Here is a 14,839-nt window from a genome sequence, read left to right as displayed (position 1 = left end):
CTCAGTTTTCGTCGGATGACGCATCGTCGGCCGCACGGAATTGGCAATCCAGCCCTACACCGGGATTGCCGCCTATCAGTTGATCCACCCCCCGGCGCAGTTCGGAGATGCGTGTGCGAAGAGCGTTGTTTTGGCGCTCCACCTCTTGCCCGATCTGGATGGCAGCGTATTGCTGCGCCGACCCGACCATCAGCTCGCCGACCATTCGCGCCTCGCGCGGGGTGAGAACGAGCGCCGTCTCGTCTCCGATCTCCAGCACCGTCGTACCGTCCGGCAGAAGAGTTCGCGTGATGAGCCTGGCTGGCTTGTGCTGCTCCACCGGCACGTAGACGCCGCGCTGCACCCGGCGGACATTGCCGTTGTCGGTCAGGTAAGACAGTCGGTCATCAATGACCACCAGCTTCATTCCCGTGACTTCGGCCAGGGTCTCGCGCGTGACGATCTGCTCCTTCGCATGCAGGTCCTGTACCGCTTCCAGAACGATGTGGGCGGTGGACTTCCGGGCGTGCTTTACCGCGTAGGCCATGGGCTCACTCCTCCGGATTGCCGTGTTGAGGATTGTTGTCGACGCCAGTGCGGATGGCCTCGATGCGCTCCAGGGCGAACCCATACTCTTCGATGCGGAAGGAAATCTCGGCGATGACACGTGCGCAAAGCATGCGGATCGGGCCTTGGAGCAATCCTTGCTCTTCGAAGACAGCCAGCGCTCTTGCGATTTCCTGGTCGCAGTAGCGGATGTCCTTCGCCTCCATTTCTGAGAGGACGAAATCGATCATGCTGGCGAACGAATCTCCGATGATCGTCTGCTCGGCTTCGGTGGCGGCAGAAACGCCAGCCCCATCCGCCCGACGGGTGGAAATGCAAGCTGTCTCCGCGTCCGCATTTCGGACGCGCTCACCGCAGAAGAGGGCGAAGGTCTCGGCAGTCACAGCGCTGACGGCCGCCTGAGCCAGTTCTCGCGTGTTCTCGACGGCCTTCAGCAACGCGCGCTTGCGGCGGAAACCCCCTGTCGAGGCACACAGCAGAATGCTGCCGACGAAATCACGGGCGTTTGCATCGGCTGCTTGAGTCAGCGCGGCGTTCAACAGGATGTTGGCCTCGTCGCTGATCGATCTCACGGCGTTACCCCGTTTTCGCCATCCAGGTGTTCGAGCTTCAGCATCTTGAGCAGGGAGGCAAGTTGATTCCTCTCTGCCCGCAGCAGTTCGGATTGCCTCGGCGCCATGGTGTTCGTTGTCAGCACCTTGTGCGCAAGCTCGGCGGACTTGATGGAGAGTTCGAGCCGGCGGATGTCTTCCGAGAGCGCGTAGGAGCGTTCGTAGGCTTGGGATTCGTCGAAGGCATCGTCGAGCGCCGCGCCTTCGATCTCATCCTGCTTCTGCTGGAGCTTCGCCCTCAAGGCCTCAATCCGCCCCCTGATGAGCAGCACTTGCTGTCCATCGTTCATCAGGCGCACCCGGTTCTCGCGCTGGGCGACCAGTGCCTGCAGTCGCTGCACTTCCGGATGGTCCACGAAGAGCGAATCAGGCAGTTCCGCGGCGCGGCGCGCTCTCGCGATCTGCTCCGCATTGGCTTCCTGGCGCTCGATCATCATTTGGTATCCCGTCTTGCTGACGGTAGACCCGGCATAACGGGGTTCTTCGTTCGTTCTTCTGTCATTGCTCACAACTGCGGATCGGATGGTCATGGTCAGTTCCTCGGTGGATGGTGGTTATGGCAAGACGTCAATGCGCCCCATGCACGGCGTCTGCAGGGACGAAAAGCTCTTCGACGGGAAGGCCGAGCGCTTCCTGTTCCAGGCTCAGTTGGTCGATGCCCTCGATGACTTCCGCCTCGGTGACGCCGAGATGTGCGGCCACGGTGGCGACGGAGTAAGCGCGCGTGCCGTCGGCCAGGTAGCCGTCTGGCTCGGGCAACAGGCCAAGTGCTCGCGCTTCTCGTCTGGCCATCTCCAGGAACTCGGGTGGTGCATAGCGCATCGCGGCGGAAAGCAGCGCACGCGCTTCGGCGGTGTCGCCTTGGCCGGCCTCGTGGAGTTCCGCGTAGCGGGCGGGTCTCATGGAGTCTGGTTCCTGGTGGTGGAGTCGGCCGATCAGGTTGGCGAGGATTGCCCGCGTTTCCATGGCGTCCATTCGCCTGGCGGCATAGAGGTAGTCGAGAACGCTACGGGCCTCGGAGCGGTTGCGGGGCGGAATCTCAGCGAGGAGGCTGAACACGAAGCATTCACGCGCATCGACCTCGTGCAATTGATCGCCACTCACAGTTCCGAACGCATAGCGCAGCCCGGCCAAGTCATGCCAGTACGCGAGTTCATGCAGGCAGTCGGCCAGGGTGTGCGGCATCTCGGCCGGGTGCCAACGGAAACGGGTTTCCGCTTCGACAGGATCGATTTGGTAGAACAAGTCTTCCTGCGGTTCGAGCCCCTTCAATGCGGAGATGCAGAAGACCTCAGCAGGCGTGTTATCGAAGAGGGTGTCGCCGAACCGGCCCTGCGCCTCGACCTGCAAGGCCCGGCGCTTGATGGAGCGCTCGGCCAGTTCGTTCAGGTCGGCGAAGCCGAAGGAAGGGAGCGCAGCAAACGGCTGACCGCCACTGGCATCGATCAGGTGCTTTGCATAGCGATTTTCCAATTCCTTCAGCGGCGTCCGGATCTTCTTCGCCGCTTCCTGTGCCTGGGCGATCAGGGCGGCGTCGCCGGTGCCGATGACCTCGCGCAGCCAGAGGACGGCATCGACTTCCTTGTCGCCGGTCACGCGCTGCTTCGGGGGCAGCGTCGGCACGGCCGGCAGGGTCTGTTCGCTCGGGCGAAGCGGCGGCAGCGAGAAGAGGGAGCGATGCAGCGGGTTGTCGGACTGCGGCACGGGTTTTGCGAGCAAGGTTGCGGTGGTCATGGTTCAGTTCCTCGTGATGTTGGTGGCGGCCGGCATGTCATCGACCGGTTCTGCAGCGATGGCGGCGGCATGCTCGGCGAGCACTCGGGACAACGGGACTGGCTGCTGGTAGCGGCAAATGGTCGGTTCGATCTCCAGCCAGTGGATCAGCCAGCGGTCGGAGAGGCGTGGGGCGGTCATGGAAGGCTTGTCCCCGAAATTCCCCGAAATCCCCGTTTCGGTCCCGCCCGGTCCTTTCTCTCCCCCGTAACCCACCACACCCCCCTTTAGGGGGGTGGGGGAAACGGGGAAAAACGGGGACGAAAACGGGGGCGGTGTCAGGGGAGCCATATCCAGCCCTCCCGCAGCACGATTGCCCCCCGACTCACCAGCCCCGTGAGTGCGGCTCTGGTGCGCTCCGTCCTACGATCAGACTCGCAGGCCAACCGGTCGCGAGTCTTGGTGATGGCCTCTTCCAGTGCGATGCAAGGGCGGGTCGGGGGAGCGCCGGCCATGCCGAAGTGCCTGGCTTCGCGCAGCAGATCGCGAAGGGCGTCGAACACGATGCGCTGATTGCCGCCGGCTGGCAGAACGACGCGGCGCACCTCTTCGACGGCCTGCTCTTCCGGCTCCACGACGCAGGACGTGACGGGATCACCATCCGCGTCCTCGCCGATCTCGACGACACGCAGCAGGAATGCACGGCTGTGGCCATCCTCGCCGTCCTTGGACTTCGCAACCTTCCACGTTCGCCGCTCGTCGGTGCGGCTGACCTCGATGCAGGCATCCAGAGCGGCGAAGAGGCTGGAGTGTCCCCGCGCGCCCTTGGTGGCATCCTTCCCGGAGTGATGGACGATCAGCACCAGCCCGCCCGTCCGAACCTGCAGCTCGGTCGCTGCTGCGATCAGCAGCCCCATGTCTGAGGAACTGTTCTCGTCGGCCCCGGCGGCGGCGCGGTTCAGGGTGTCGAGGACGATGACGCCACCGGCAACGCCCGATTCCTGCAGCGTGTCGGCCAGCGCGGGCACGTCGCCGGTGCTCAGCAGCTCGAAGCGTTCGACGACGACGCGGAAACGGTCTGAAAAGCGGTGCCCCGTGTGTGCCTGGTAGGCCGCGACGCGGTTCGAGATGCCGGCTTCGCCTTCCAGCGCGAGGTATGCCACCGGGCAGGACCGCACGCGGCAGCCGAACCACGACACGCCGTGCTCGATGGCGGCAACGAGGTCCAGCGCCAGGAAGGTCTTCCCGCTGCCGCTCGGCCCGATGATGGCGGCAATGCCCGTCTGTGGCAGTACGCCCTTCACGCGCCATTGCAGCCGCGGCCGGCCGGCAAGGTCGGCGGCGGTCAGCAGCTTGAAGCGGCGCGCACGTGGGGCGGGGTCCGGGACGGCGGCAATCCGTGGAGCAGTCACAACGACACCTCCACGCCACGGTCGACGGACTTCACCCACCAGTGCTTTTCATGCTCGACATCGAGCACGATCAGCCGGCGCGGGTTCGCGGTCAGGATTTCCCGCAGCAGGTCGCGCAGGCGCCGCGGCTCGGACTTCGAGCGCCAGTGCGCAACGAGCACATCCAAGTCGTCGAGGAACGCGAAACTCAGCGCGGCGGGTTCGGCCTCGTCGGATACAACGACTTGCGGGAACCTCAGATGCGCCGGCCGTTTGCGAGGCGGCCAGGTGTCCAGCCGAACGAACACGGATTCGCCGGCCGGCCGCATCCCCTGCTTGCGCAGGTCCGCAATCTGTCGGCCGTAGGCAGGAAACGGGCGGCGCGACGCAGTGGCGCGTCTGGGTAAGGTGATGGCCGACGGCATGTCACGTCCCCATCCAGTCCAGATCCCCGGCGCCTGGCAGGTCGCCGAACGGATCGCCACCGGCCTGTCCGCCGTCCTGTGCGGCGCGCGGGGCCTTCGGCTTTCTCGGCCTCGGCGTGGTCGACGCAACCTCGTCGGCCACCATGTCCAGACTCGGGCGGGCGGTGCCGTCGTTGCCGGTGAAGATGCCCACCTTCAGTGTCCCGGCCACGGCCACCGATGCGCCCGCCTTCAGTTGCAGCAGGCGGGCAACGGCGTCATCCTGGAAGGCAATCACGGAACACGACACGCGGCCATCCTCGCCCATCGGCACGGACAGCCGCGCCAGGGCGTAGGGGTTGCCGTTCTTGCTGGTGCGCTGCTGCGGATCGGCCCACAGCTCGCCAGTGACGAGCGCGCGGATCATTGGCTGCCTCCGCGCATCCGCCCCACGCGAACGGTTTTGACGAAGCGGCGCCCATCCTCACCCACCTGCTTGATGACGCTGGCCGGCAGGTGGTATTCGGCAATGCGGGATGTCCGGCCGTCATGGGTGGGCGCGTCGATGGTGACGGTCTCCACCGGGAACCCGGCTTGGCGCAGGCGCAGGACGTGATGGGCGGCGCGGCTCGATCCGTACCGCGTCCAGACGGTCAGGTGCGTGAGGCGCTGGCCGTCCAGCAGGTCAGCCAGCACGCCGGCCTTGACCGAACCCGGCGACGGGAACGAGAATCGGCGCTGAGTCGCTTCAGCAGTATCCAGGGCCGTCCGGTGTGCCACCACCGCGACGGCTTTTTCTTGCCCGGTCATCGCGGCACCCGTCAGGCCGCGGCCCGGGAGGCGGCTATGCGGGATGCAATCCAGGCATCGATCTCGGATTCGATCCACCCGACGGAGCGGTAACCGAGATCAATCGGCTTCGGGAAAGTCGGATCGTAGTGCTGGGATTTCGGATTGATTCGGCTGTAGATCGTGGTGCGGCTGATCGAAAGCCGTTGTTCGACCTGCTTGCGGCGGAGGATCGTGGGGGCGGTCTGAAGTTGAGCGGCCATGTTTGCTTTCCTTTGTTTGAGGAGAAGCGCTCCGGCTTTCGTCGGAACACATGGCAATTCTCGGTACGTCCGATCAGACAGGTGTAGCCCTACAGGGGGGGGGTAGTTGGATCTCGGTGGCTTTTTGCCAATCGCAGCCGAATCATATGATACTGAATTTCAATGTTAATTTAGTTTGACGGTTGCTGTTTTGATGACGATTTCCGGTGGAATTAGACCTACAGGGGGGGGAGGCCATAAGGTACTGTTTGAATGAATGGAAAAAGCGTTTTATGCCGGCGCTGATCCGGTTTTCGACAAGATCAACGCCCTATTCCTGTGCTCGCCAAGATAGGGAACTCGGTTTCCCTCCCCCGGAGTAGGCGCGGCAGAACTCAGGTTTTCTCAGGTCGTCACGCCGCACCCTTGGTCGGCATCTCGATCACATCCGCCCCAGCCTTGAGCTTGTCCAGGTAGTCCGCCCAGCGTTGCATCATCTGCCGGCGCTCCTTGATGAACTTCGTCCGGTTGTAGGCCGTGCCCAGCGCGTCCGGTACCTGGTGCGCGAGCTGGTGCTCGATCACCGCGGGGTCGAACCCGAGTTCTTCGTGCAGGATCGTCCTGGCCATCGCACGAAAGCCGTGGCCGGTCATCTCGGCCTTGGTGTCGTAGCCCATGCGGCGCAGCGCGGCGTTGATGGCGGCTTCGCTCATGGGCTTCTGGTGGTCGCGCATGCCGGGAAATACCCACTGGTTGCGGCCGGTGAGCGGCTGCAACTCGCGCAGGATCGCCACCGCCTGGGTGGAGAGCGGCACCAGGTGGTCGCTTGCTGTCTTGGTCACGAAATAGCGCCACTCGCCGGCATCGAGGTCGATGCTCTCCCACCGGGCGCGGCGCAGCTCGCCGGGGCGCACGAAGACCAACGGGGAGAGCTGGAGTGCCGCCTTCACGATGAACGTGCCGGTGAATCCATCGATCGCCCGGAGAAGCCCGGCTACTTCCTTGGGGTCGGTGATGGCAGCGAAGTGGGTCTCGCGCACCGGAGGCAGGGCGCCGCGAAGGTCCGCGGCTGGATCTCGCTCGGCCCGGCCGGTGGCAATGGCGTAGCGGAACACCTGGCTGCAGTTCTGCAGGGCGCGGTGTGCGGTCTCCAGCCGGCCGCGGTCCTCGATCTTGCGGATGGTGGCAAGCAGTTCAGGCGAACCGATATCGCCAACCGGCTTGCGGCCGAGCCACGGGAAAATGTCGCGCTCCAGGCGCCGGATGATTTTCTCGCCGTGCGACGGCACCCACGTCGCGGCCATCTTGGCGTACCACTCCCGCGCTACGACCTCGAACGAGTTGGCGGCGCGCTCCTCGCCGGCCGCTTTCTGCGCCTTGCGGTGCTCGCCTGGATCGATCCCGTCGGCGAGGAGCTTACGGGCTTCGTCGCGGCGTTCGCGGGCCTGCTTCAGGCCGACGTCCGGGTAGGTCCCGAGGCTGATCCGCTTCTCCTTGCCCCCGAAGCGGTACTTGAGCCGCCACCACTTGCCCCCAGCAGGGGAGAGTTCGAGATACAAGCCCTTCTCGTCGAACAGCTTGACGGGCTTCTCGGCGGGCTTGGCAGCACGGATAGCGGTGTCGGTCAGGGCCATTTGGGGGCAAGTCCTGCGGGGGCAACTGAGTTGCCCCATATGTTGCCCCCACTTCCGGCCGGCTTGCAACGGTACTCGTAGGAACACATAGGCAAAGAAAAAGGCCGGAAACCTTGATTTCTCTTGGTTTTCCGGCCCTTATAGGACTACTTCGGAAGTGTTTCTGGTGGAGCCGGGGGGAATCGAACCCCCGTCCGCAAGCCCTCTACAGACAGATCTACATACTTAGCCCGGCTATTTGGATTTAACCCCTGCCTTAGCCGCCAGGCGGGCCGGACAGGGGCGAGTTACCTTACCTTTAGCTGCGGGGCCAAGTAACCCGGCCCTGCTCGCGATTCTCTGTAAATGACACTGCAGCGGTCCAGCTTACGCTGGAACCACCCGGCCCAGAGACCTGCCGGTGCAGCGCCCGCCGGGATTAAGCGGCGAGAGCGAAACGCTCGTCGTTGGCGTTTGTTTGTTTCCAGATGGATTTACGAGGTGACTGGTCCTCGGTATGCACTGCTCTGCTTCGCGACCCACGTCGAAGCCAGGTCGGCCCCAGTGATCGTTGTGACAGATATGGTGATGCGCGGTTCGAATTTCAAGCGGCAGTCTAGCACGCCCCGTCGATAAGGCGGGTCACACGGCTCGGATGGTGCTCAACAGGTAATTCACGTCGGTAGCGCCGCCCAGCGAATAGACCCTGGAGAACGGGTTGTAGTGCATACCGATCAGTTCGCGGGACTCCAGCCCCGCCTGGCGGGCATGGCGCGCGAGTTCCGAAGGCTTGATGAACCTGGCGTAATCGTGCGTGCCGCGCGGCAGCAGCTTCAGGACGTACTCGGCGCCGATGACGGCGAACAGGTAGGACTTCGGATTGCGGTTCAGGGTGGAGAAGAACACCATGCCGCCGGGCTTGACCAGGTGCGCGCAGGCGGCGACCGTGCTGGCCGGGTCCGGCACGTGCTCGAGCATTTCCATGCAGGTCACCACGTCGAAGCGTTCCGGGTGCGCCTCGGCGAAGTGCTCCGCGCTGCTGTGATGGTAGTCGACCTTGAGCCCGCTCTCGAACAGATGCAGGCGGGCGACGCCGAGGGCCTTGTCCGACAGGTCGATGCCGGTCACCCGCGCGCCGCGCGAGGCCATGCCTTCGGACAGGATGCCGCCGCCGCAGCCCACGTCGAGAACCTCCTTGCCGGCCAGTACGGCCTGGCTGTCGATCCAGTTCAGGCGCAGGGGGTTGATCTCGTGCAGCGGCTTGAATTCGGAGGCGGGGTCCCACCAGCGGTGTGCCAGATCGCTGAACTTCTGGACTTCGGTGGGATCGGCGTTGGCGTTCATCTGGCTTCGTCTCGCAGGAAACACGGCAAGAGGCCGCATGTTACCGGAAATCCCCCAATAGCCGCCGCACAAAGAAAAAGCCCTGCCGAAGCAGGGCTTTCCTGGTGCGCGGCGGAATTACTTGGTGCCGATCACTTCCACTTCCACACGGCGGTCCGGCTGCAGGCAAGCGATCAGCTTGGAGCGCGGGCTGACCTTGTCGCACGTGGTGCCGGTGACCGGCTGGCGTTCGCCCTTGCCTTCCGTATAGATGCGGTTGGCTTCGATCCCCTTTTCGACCAGATAGGTCTTGACCGCAGCGGCGCGGCGTTCGGACAGGCGCTGGTTGTAGTCGTCGGAGCCGATGCGGTCGGTGTGGCCGACGGCGAGGATGACTTCCAGCTTGAGGTCCTGGGCCTGGGCGGCGAGTTCGTCGAGGCGGGTCTTGCCTTCAGGCTTCAGCACGGCCTTGTCGAAGTCGAACAGGGTGTCGGCGGACAGCTTGATCTTGTCGGCGGTCGGACGCACGACCGGGGCCGGCGCGGCGGGGGCCGGTGCAGCGGCCGGTTCCGGCGCGGTGCACTTTTCTTTCGGCACGATGTCGCCGTCGCATTGGCAGCCGACCGGGAACTGGCCGGCCAGGACGGTGCTGGCGGCGGCCGGGGTCCAGTAGCCGGTACGCCAGCACAGACCGGTGCCGCTGCGGGCCACGACGTTGCGGGCATCGATGGCGTACGGAATTTCTCCCGCGCCGTCGACCACGATGTCGGTGGCCTGGGCAAAGGCGGCGGGAGCGGAGAAGCTGGCCGCGGCGACGGCGGCGAGCATCAGCATCTTGGTCTGTTTAATCATTTTTGTTCCTCGTCGAAGGGCAGGGGACTGTATGGACCCGAATATATCCGAAGTGCTTTCGGGACTTACCATCTCATTGAAGGGGAAAAATCTATCCAATTCAACTACCGAATTTAGTTTGCCACACCGCTGCAAGCCGGAGCAGTTCGGCGTCGCCAGTTTGCAACAGGCTTTTTCCATGTTCCAGCTTTAATTCACCTCCAACCCAGACATGTGTCACATGTTCACGTCCGGCGACGTTCACGAGATGGGAGACTGGATCGAAGCACGGCTGTGTTTCGGGAGTGTTGAAGGCGACTGCGCACAGGTCCGCCAGTTTGCCCGGGACGATGGCGCCGATGCGGTCGGCCATGCCCAGCGCCGCGGCGCCACCCTGGGTAGCCATGCGCAGCACGGTGTGGGCCGGCAGGGCGGCGGCATCCAGGGTCGTGACCTTGGCGAGCAGCGCGGCGTGGCGCATCTCGGTGAACATGTCGAGGCGGTTGTTGCTGGCCGCGCCGTCGGTGCCCAGGCCGACGTTGACGCCGCGTTCGAGCAGGGCTGTGACCGGCGCGGCGCCGCTGGCGAGCTTCATGTTCGAAGTGGGGCAGTGCGCCACGCTGCAGCCGTGATGGGCGAGCAGGTCGATGTCGGTGGCATCGAGGTGTACCGCATGCACGCCGATGAAATTGGCGCCGGGCAGGCCCAGGCGCTCCAGCCGAGCGAGCGGGCGTACGCCGTGGCGGGCGAGGGATTCGGCGACTTCCTGCGCGGTTTCGTGGACGTGGATGTGGATCGGCACTTCGATCTCCGCCGCCAGGCTGGCGACGCGCGCGAGTGGATCGTCGGAAACCGTGTAGGGCGCATGGGGTGCGAGCGTGAAGCCGATGCGTGGGTGGCCGCGCCAGCGGTCGCGCACGGCCAGGCCCTTGCGCAGGTAGTCGTCGGCGTCGCTGGCGTAGGGTGTGGGGAAATCGATCACCACCGCACCGAGGACGGCACGCATGCCGGCATGGTCGAAGGCTTCGGCCGCGGCGTCGGGGAAGAAATACATATCGTTACAAGTAGTGATGCCGCCGCGCAACATCTCCCTTGCGGCGAGCAAAGTGCCGTCGCGCACGAAGGCCGGCGAGACGTGGCGGCCTTCGATGGGCCAGATCGCTTCCTGCAGCCAGCGCATCAGCGGCAGGTCGTCGGCGATGCCCCGCATCAGCGCCATGGCGGCGTGGGCATGGAGGTTGACGAAACCCGGGATCAGCACGTGGTCGGGCAGGCTGGTGACGCGGGCTTGCGGATGGCGCCGGCGGGCTTCGTCGCGCGGCAGCACGGCGACGATGCGCTCGCCGCGCAGGGCGACGCTGTGTTGCTCCAGGGTGACGCCGGCCGGCTCCACCGGAACGATCCAGCGGGCCTCGATGAGCTGGTCGGCTGTGTCGGGCATGGGGTCTCTCCAGTCCTGATGAGGGCGGCCCGCCGCAGGGCGGGCACGGATTCGATGGGGCGAGCTTACTTGCGCCATGCGCCGATTGCCACCGCAAGGCAGCGGCGGGCCGCCCGCACGTGCGGGCGCGGCGATCCGGCGTGATCGGGGAGCGGCTCGGGCCCGTCGCCATGCTAAAATTGCAAGCTTTTGATCAAGCGGATAATCCCGCCGCCGCGACATGACCCAGTTCGCCAAGGAAACACTGCCGATCAGCCTCGAAGAGGAGATGCGCCACTCCTACCTGGATTACGCCATGAGCGTGATCGTGGGGCGGGCGCTGCCCGATGCGCGCGACGGCCTCAAGCCGGTGCACCGGCGTGTGCTGTTCGCGATGCACGAGCTGTCCAATGACTGGAACCGGGCATACAAGAAATCCGCGCGCATCGTCGGTGACGTCATCGGTAAGTACCACCCCCACGGCGATTCGGCGGTGTACGACACCATCGTGCGCATGGCGCAGGACTTCTCGCTGCGCTACATGCTGGTAGACGGCCAGGGCAACTTCGGCTCGGTGGACGGCGACAACGCGGCGGCGATGCGTTACACCGAAATCCGCATGGCCCGTATCGGCCACGAACTGCTGGCCGACATCGACAAGGAGACGGTGGATTTCGGCCCGAACTACGACGGTTCGGAGAAGGAACCGCTGATCCTGCCGGCGCGCATCCCCAATCTGCTGATCAACGGCTCCTCCGGCATCGCGGTGGGCATGGCGACCAACATCCCGCCCCACAACTTGGGCGAGGTGGTGGACGCCTGCCTGAAGCTGCTGGAAGAGCCGGACACCGACATCGAGGCGCTGATCGACATCGTCAAGGCGCCCGACTTCCCCACCGCCGGGCTGATCTACGGCTTGCACGGCGTGCATGAAGGCTACCGCACCGGCCGCGGCCGGGTGGTGATGCGCGCGCGCACCCACTTCGAGGACATCGGCAAGGGCGACCGCCAGGCCATCATCGTCGATGAGATTCCCTACCAGGTGAACAAGCGCACCCTGCAGGAGCGCATCGCCGAGCTGGTGAACGAGAAGAAGATCGACGGCATCAGCGAAATCCGCGACGAGTCGGACAAGTCCGGCATGCGCGTGGTGATCGAACTCAAGCGCGGCGAGATGCCCGAGGTGGTGCTCAACAACCTGTTCAAGCACACCCAGTTGCAGGACACCTTCGGCATGAACATGGTGGCGCTGGTGGACGGCAAGCCGCGCCTGCTGAATCTCAAGCAGATGCTGGTGTGCTTCCTGGAGCACCGCCGCGAGGTGGTGACCCGCCGCACCGTGTTCGAACTCAAGAAAGCGCGCGACCGCGGCCACATCCTGGAAGGCCTGGCGGTGGCGCTCTCCAACGTGGACGAGATCATCGCCCTGATCAAGGCCGCGCCCACCCCGGCCGACGCCCGCCGCGCGCTGATGGAGCGCACCTGGCGCTCGGCGCTGGTGGAAGAGATGCTCGCCCGTGCCGCGGCCGACAGCTACCGGCCGGAAGGGCTGTCGGCGGAATTCGGCCTCTCCGCGCAAGGCTATCGCCTGTCCGACGTGCAGGCGCAGCGCATCCTCGAGATGCAGTTGCAGCGCCTGACCAACATGGAGCAGGACAAGATCGTCGGCGAATACCGCGAGGTCATGGAACTCATCACCGACCTGCTCGACATCCTCGCACGCCCCGAGCGCATCACCGCCATCATCGTCGAGGAGCTGTCCGCGATCCGCAACCAGTTCGGCGACCCGCGCCGCTCGGAGATCGTGCTGTCCACCGCCGAGATCAACATCGAGGACCTGATCACCCCCGAGGACATGGTGGTCACGCTCTCCCACGGCGGCTACTTCAAGCGCCAGCCGCTGGCCGACTACCGCGCCCAGCGCCGCGGCGGGCGCGGCAAGCAGGCCACCTCGATGAAGGACGAGGATTTCATCGACCGTCTCTTCGTCGCCAACACCCATGACTACGTGCTGTGCTTCTCCAGCCGTGGGCGGGTGTACTGGCTGAAGGTCTATGAGGTGCCGGAAGGCACGCGCAATTCGCGCGGCAGGCCCATCGTCAACCTGTTCCCGTTGATCGAGGGCGAGAAGATCACCGCGGTGCTGCCGATCAAGGAGTTCGACGACGGTCACTTCGTGTTCATGGCCACCGCCGAGGGCACGGTCAAGAAGACCGCCCTGTCGGCCTTCGCCAACCCCCGCAAGGCCGGCATTATCGCCGCCAGCCTGGACGACGGCGACCACCTGATCGGCGTGGCCATCACCGACGGCGAATGCGACGTGATGCTGTTCTCCGACGCCGGCAAGGCGGTGCGCTTCGCCGAAGGCGACGTGCGCCCCATGGGCCGCGAGGCGCGCGGCGTGCGCGGCATGACGCTGGAAGACGGCCAGCGCGTGATCGCCATGCTGGTGGCCAAGGGCGAGGAACAATCCGTGCTCACCGCCACCGAGAACGGCTACGGCAAGCGCACCCAGGTGGCCGAATATACCCGTCACGGACGCGGCACCAAGGGCATGATCGCCATCCAGACTTCCGACCGCAACGGCAAGCTGGTGGGCGCGGTGCTGGTGGAACCCACCGGCGAGGTGATGCTGATTTCCACCGGCGGCGTGCTGATCCGCACCAAGGTGCGCGACATCCGCGAGCTGGGCCGCGCCACCCAGGGCGTGACGCTGATCAACCTGGATGAAGGCACCTTCCTGGCCGGCATCGAGAAGGTGGCCGAATCCGAGGACGAAGCGCTGGAAGGCGAGACCGACGAGACCGACGAAGGCAGCGAGGGCGCCGGCAGCGACGGAGACGAGGCATGAGCCGGGTGTGGAACTTCAGCGCCGGCCCCGCGGCGCTGCCCGAAGAGGTGCTGCGCCAGGCCGCCGAGGAAATGCTGGACTGGCACGGCGCCGGCATGGGCGTCATGGAAATGAGCCACCGCGGCAAGGAGTTCGTCTCCATTGCCGAGGCCGCCGAGGCCGACCTGCGCGAACTGCTCGCCGTGCCGGCGAACTACCGCGTCCTGTTCATGCAGGGCGGGGCGATCGCCGAGAACGCCATCATCCCGTTGAACCTGATGGGCGGCAAAGGCACCGCCGACTACGTGCTCACCGGCTCCTGGTCGGTCAAGTCGCACAAGGAAGCGGGCCGCTACGGGCGGGTGCACGTCGCCGCCAGCGCCGAGGCGAGCGGGTACACTACCGTGCCGGCGCTGGAATCGTGGCAGTTGTCGGCCGACCCGGCCTATCTCTTCACCTGCACCAACGAGACCATAGGCGGGGTGGAATACCCCTTCGAGCCCGATCTCGCCCGCATCGGCCGTGCCGGGGTGCCGGTGGTGGCCGACATGTCCTCCCACATCCTGTCGCGCGTCATCGACGTGGCGAAATACGGCCTGATCTTCGGCGGCGCGCAGAAGAACATCGGCCCCGCCGGGCTCACCATCGTCATCGTACGCGAGGATCTCCTCGGCCGCGCCATGCCCCACTGCCCCTCGGCTTTCGATTACAAGACGGTGGCCGAAGCGGGCTCCATGTACAACACCCCGCCCACTTACGCCATCTACGTCGCCGGACTGGTGTTCCAGTGGCTTAGGCGCCAGGGCGGCGTGGCCGCCATCGAGGCCAGGAACGTCGCCAAGGCGCGCCTGCTCTACGATTACCTCGATGGCAGCGGCTTTTACGAGAACCGCGTCGATCCGGCCTGCCGCTCGCGCATGAACGTGCCCTTCTTCCTCAGGGACGAATCCCTCAACGACGCCTTCCTGGCCGGGGCCAAGGAGGCGGGCCTGGTGCAGTTGAAGGGGCACAAGTCCGTGGGCGGCATGCGCGCCTCGATCTACAACGCGATGCCGATCGAGGGTGTGGCCGCCCTGGTCGACTACATGAAGGCCTTTGCCGCGCGCCACGGCTGAACACGGGAACG

At 65.3% G+C, this 14,839-nt stretch carries 16 protein-coding genes and 1 other RNA gene; 2 read left to right on the top strand and 15 right to left on the bottom strand.

Annotation, left to right across the window (positions count from 1 at the left end):
• Position 1: 1 nt before the first annotated feature.
• The 15 genes from E6O51_RS02740 to E6O51_RS02675 all read right to left on the bottom strand — a co-directional run bounded on the left by E6O51_RS02740 (position 2) and on the right by E6O51_RS02675 (position 10,904).
• Positions 2 to 526 (bottom strand): hypothetical protein, encoded by a 525-nt coding sequence (locus E6O51_RS02740; protein ID WP_211091305.1) that lies wholly within the window; start codon positions 524 to 526, stop codon positions 2 to 4.
• A 4-nt stretch (positions 527 to 530) separates the two neighbouring features.
• Positions 531 to 1,118 carry a hypothetical protein gene (locus E6O51_RS02735; RefSeq protein WP_136383442.1) on the bottom strand — a complete coding sequence of 196 codons (588 nt, stop codon included), beginning with the start codon at positions 1,116 to 1,118 and terminating at the stop codon, positions 531 to 533.
• On the bottom strand, positions 1,115 to 1,687 hold the full coding sequence (locus E6O51_RS02730; protein WP_136383441.1) for a hypothetical protein: 573 nt from the start codon (positions 1,685 to 1,687) through the stop codon (positions 1,115 to 1,117). The genes E6O51_RS02735 and E6O51_RS02730 overlap by 4 nt, the downstream gene beginning before the upstream one ends.
• A 37-nt stretch (positions 1,688 to 1,724) precedes the next feature.
• Complete coding sequence (locus E6O51_RS22015) at positions 1,725 to 2,891, bottom strand: hypothetical protein (protein ID WP_211091304.1); 1,167 nt, start codon at positions 2,889 to 2,891, stop codon at positions 1,725 to 1,727.
• A 3-nt stretch (positions 2,892 to 2,894) separates the two neighbouring features.
• Complete coding sequence (locus E6O51_RS21735; protein ID WP_168735163.1) at positions 2,895 to 3,071, bottom strand: hypothetical protein; 177 nt, start codon at positions 3,069 to 3,071, stop codon at positions 2,895 to 2,897.
• Between the two features lie 137 nt (positions 3,072 to 3,208).
• Positions 3,209 to 4,282 (bottom strand): AAA family ATPase, encoded by a 1,074-nt coding sequence (locus tag E6O51_RS02720; protein WP_230976678.1) that lies wholly within the window; start codon positions 4,280 to 4,282, stop codon positions 3,209 to 3,211.
• A complete protein-coding gene (locus tag E6O51_RS02715) occupies positions 4,279 to 4,686 on the bottom strand; it encodes a hypothetical protein (RefSeq protein WP_136383439.1) in 408 nt (135 codons plus the stop codon). Before E6O51_RS02715 ends, E6O51_RS02720 begins: the two co-directional genes overlap by 4 nt.
• Before the next feature lies 1 nt (position 4,687).
• Positions 4,688 to 5,092: a single-stranded DNA-binding protein gene (locus tag E6O51_RS02710; protein WP_136383438.1), complete on the bottom strand. Its 405-nt coding sequence runs from the start codon at positions 5,090 to 5,092 to the stop codon at positions 4,688 to 4,690.
• Positions 5,089 to 5,475: a helix-turn-helix domain-containing protein gene (locus tag E6O51_RS02705; RefSeq protein WP_136383437.1), complete on the bottom strand. Its 387-nt coding sequence runs from the start codon at positions 5,473 to 5,475 to the stop codon at positions 5,089 to 5,091. The genes E6O51_RS02710 and E6O51_RS02705 overlap by 4 nt, the downstream gene beginning before the upstream one ends.
• Before the next feature lie 11 nt (positions 5,476 to 5,486).
• Complete coding sequence (locus tag E6O51_RS02700; protein WP_136383436.1) at positions 5,487 to 5,717, bottom strand: helix-turn-helix transcriptional regulator; 231 nt, start codon at positions 5,715 to 5,717, stop codon at positions 5,487 to 5,489.
• 392 nt (positions 5,718 to 6,109) lie between these two features.
• Positions 6,110 to 7,330: a tyrosine-type recombinase/integrase gene (locus E6O51_RS02695; protein WP_136383435.1), complete on the bottom strand. Its 1,221-nt coding sequence runs from the start codon at positions 7,328 to 7,330 to the stop codon at positions 6,110 to 6,112.
• A gap of 164 nt (positions 7,331 to 7,494) precedes the next feature.
• Positions 7,495 to 7,872: a transfer-messenger RNA gene (gene ssrA / locus E6O51_RS02690) on the bottom strand.
• A 79-nt stretch (positions 7,873 to 7,951) separates the two neighbouring features.
• The gene (gene ubiG, locus E6O51_RS02685) at positions 7,952 to 8,653 is read right to left on the bottom strand and encodes a bifunctional 2-polyprenyl-6-hydroxyphenol methylase/3-demethylubiquinol 3-O-methyltransferase UbiG (protein WP_136383434.1); all 702 of its coding nucleotides are present in this window, start codon (positions 8,651 to 8,653) and stop codon (positions 7,952 to 7,954) included.
• Between the two features lie 117 nt (positions 8,654 to 8,770).
• Positions 8,771 to 9,484 carry an OmpA family protein gene (locus E6O51_RS02680; RefSeq protein WP_136383433.1) on the bottom strand — a complete coding sequence of 238 codons (714 nt, stop codon included), beginning with the start codon at positions 9,482 to 9,484 and terminating at the stop codon, positions 8,771 to 8,773.
• Between the two features lie 100 nt (positions 9,485 to 9,584).
• Positions 9,585 to 10,904, bottom strand: coding sequence for a TRZ/ATZ family hydrolase (locus E6O51_RS02675; protein WP_136383432.1), 1,320 nt, complete (start codon positions 10,902 to 10,904; stop codon positions 9,585 to 9,587).
• A gap of 220 nt (positions 10,905 to 11,124) precedes the next feature.
• Here E6O51_RS02675 and gyrA point away from each other — a divergent pair, with 220 nt between their 5' ends.
• Positions 11,125 to 13,734, top strand: a complete 2,610-nt coding sequence (gene gyrA / locus E6O51_RS02670; protein ID WP_136383431.1) for a DNA gyrase subunit A — start codon at positions 11,125 to 11,127, stop codon at positions 13,732 to 13,734.
• The gene (gene serC / locus E6O51_RS02665) at positions 13,731 to 14,828 is read left to right on the top strand and encodes a 3-phosphoserine/phosphohydroxythreonine transaminase (RefSeq protein WP_136383430.1); all 1,098 of its coding nucleotides are present in this window, start codon (positions 13,731 to 13,733) and stop codon (positions 14,826 to 14,828) included. Before gyrA ends, serC begins: the two co-directional genes overlap by 4 nt.
• Positions 14,829 to 14,839 lie beyond the last annotated feature (11 nt).

Origin of the sequence: Pseudothauera rhizosphaerae, assembly GCF_004801305.1 — a bacterium.
In the GTDB taxonomy this organism is placed as follows: Bacteria; Pseudomonadota; Gammaproteobacteria; order Burkholderiales; family Rhodocyclaceae; genus Pseudothauera; species Pseudothauera rhizosphaerae.
This window is presented reverse-complemented; position numbering and strand designations above follow the sequence as displayed.

Excerpts from the sequence above, each read along its gene's own strand:
- ubiG (WP_136383434.1), bottom strand. The coding sequence starts at position 8,653 with ATGAACGCCAACGCCGATCCCACCGAAGTCCAGAAGTTCAGCGATCTG.
- E6O51_RS02695 (WP_136383435.1), bottom strand. The coding sequence starts at position 7,330 with ATGGCCCTGACCGACACCGCTATCCGTGCTGCCAAGCCCGCCGAGAAG.
- serC (WP_136383430.1), top strand. The coding sequence starts at position 13,731 with ATGAGCCGGGTGTGGAACTTCAGCGCCGGCCCCGCGGCGCTGCCCGAA.
- E6O51_RS02710 (WP_136383438.1), bottom strand. The coding sequence starts at position 5,092 with ATGATCCGCGCGCTCGTCACTGGCGAGCTGTGGGCCGATCCGCAGCAG.
- E6O51_RS02700 (WP_136383436.1), bottom strand. The coding sequence starts at position 5,717 with ATGGCCGCTCAACTTCAGACCGCCCCCACGATCCTCCGCCGCAAGCAG.
- E6O51_RS22015 (WP_211091304.1), bottom strand. The coding sequence starts at position 2,891 with ATGACCACCGCAACCTTGCTCGCAAAACCCGTGCCGCAGTCCGACAAC.
- gyrA (WP_136383431.1), top strand. The coding sequence starts at position 11,125 with ATGACCCAGTTCGCCAAGGAAACACTGCCGATCAGCCTCGAAGAGGAG.
- E6O51_RS02680 (WP_136383433.1), bottom strand. The coding sequence starts at position 9,484 with ATGATTAAACAGACCAAGATGCTGATGCTCGCCGCCGTCGCCGCGGCC.
- E6O51_RS02705 (WP_136383437.1), bottom strand. The coding sequence starts at position 5,475 with ATGACCGGGCAAGAAAAAGCCGTCGCGGTGGTGGCACACCGGACGGCC.
- E6O51_RS02675 (WP_136383432.1), bottom strand. The coding sequence starts at position 10,904 with ATGCCCGACACAGCCGACCAGCTCATCGAGGCCCGCTGGATCGTTCCG.
- E6O51_RS21735 (WP_168735163.1), bottom strand. The coding sequence starts at position 3,071 with ATGACCGCCCCACGCCTCTCCGACCGCTGGCTGATCCACTGGCTGGAG.
- E6O51_RS02730 (WP_136383441.1), bottom strand. The coding sequence starts at position 1,687 with ATGACCATCCGATCCGCAGTTGTGAGCAATGACAGAAGAACGAACGAA.
- E6O51_RS02740 (WP_211091305.1), bottom strand. The coding sequence starts at position 526 with ATGGCCTACGCGGTAAAGCACGCCCGGAAGTCCACCGCCCACATCGTT.
- E6O51_RS02715 (WP_136383439.1), bottom strand. The coding sequence starts at position 4,686 with ATGCCGTCGGCCATCACCTTACCCAGACGCGCCACTGCGTCGCGCCGC.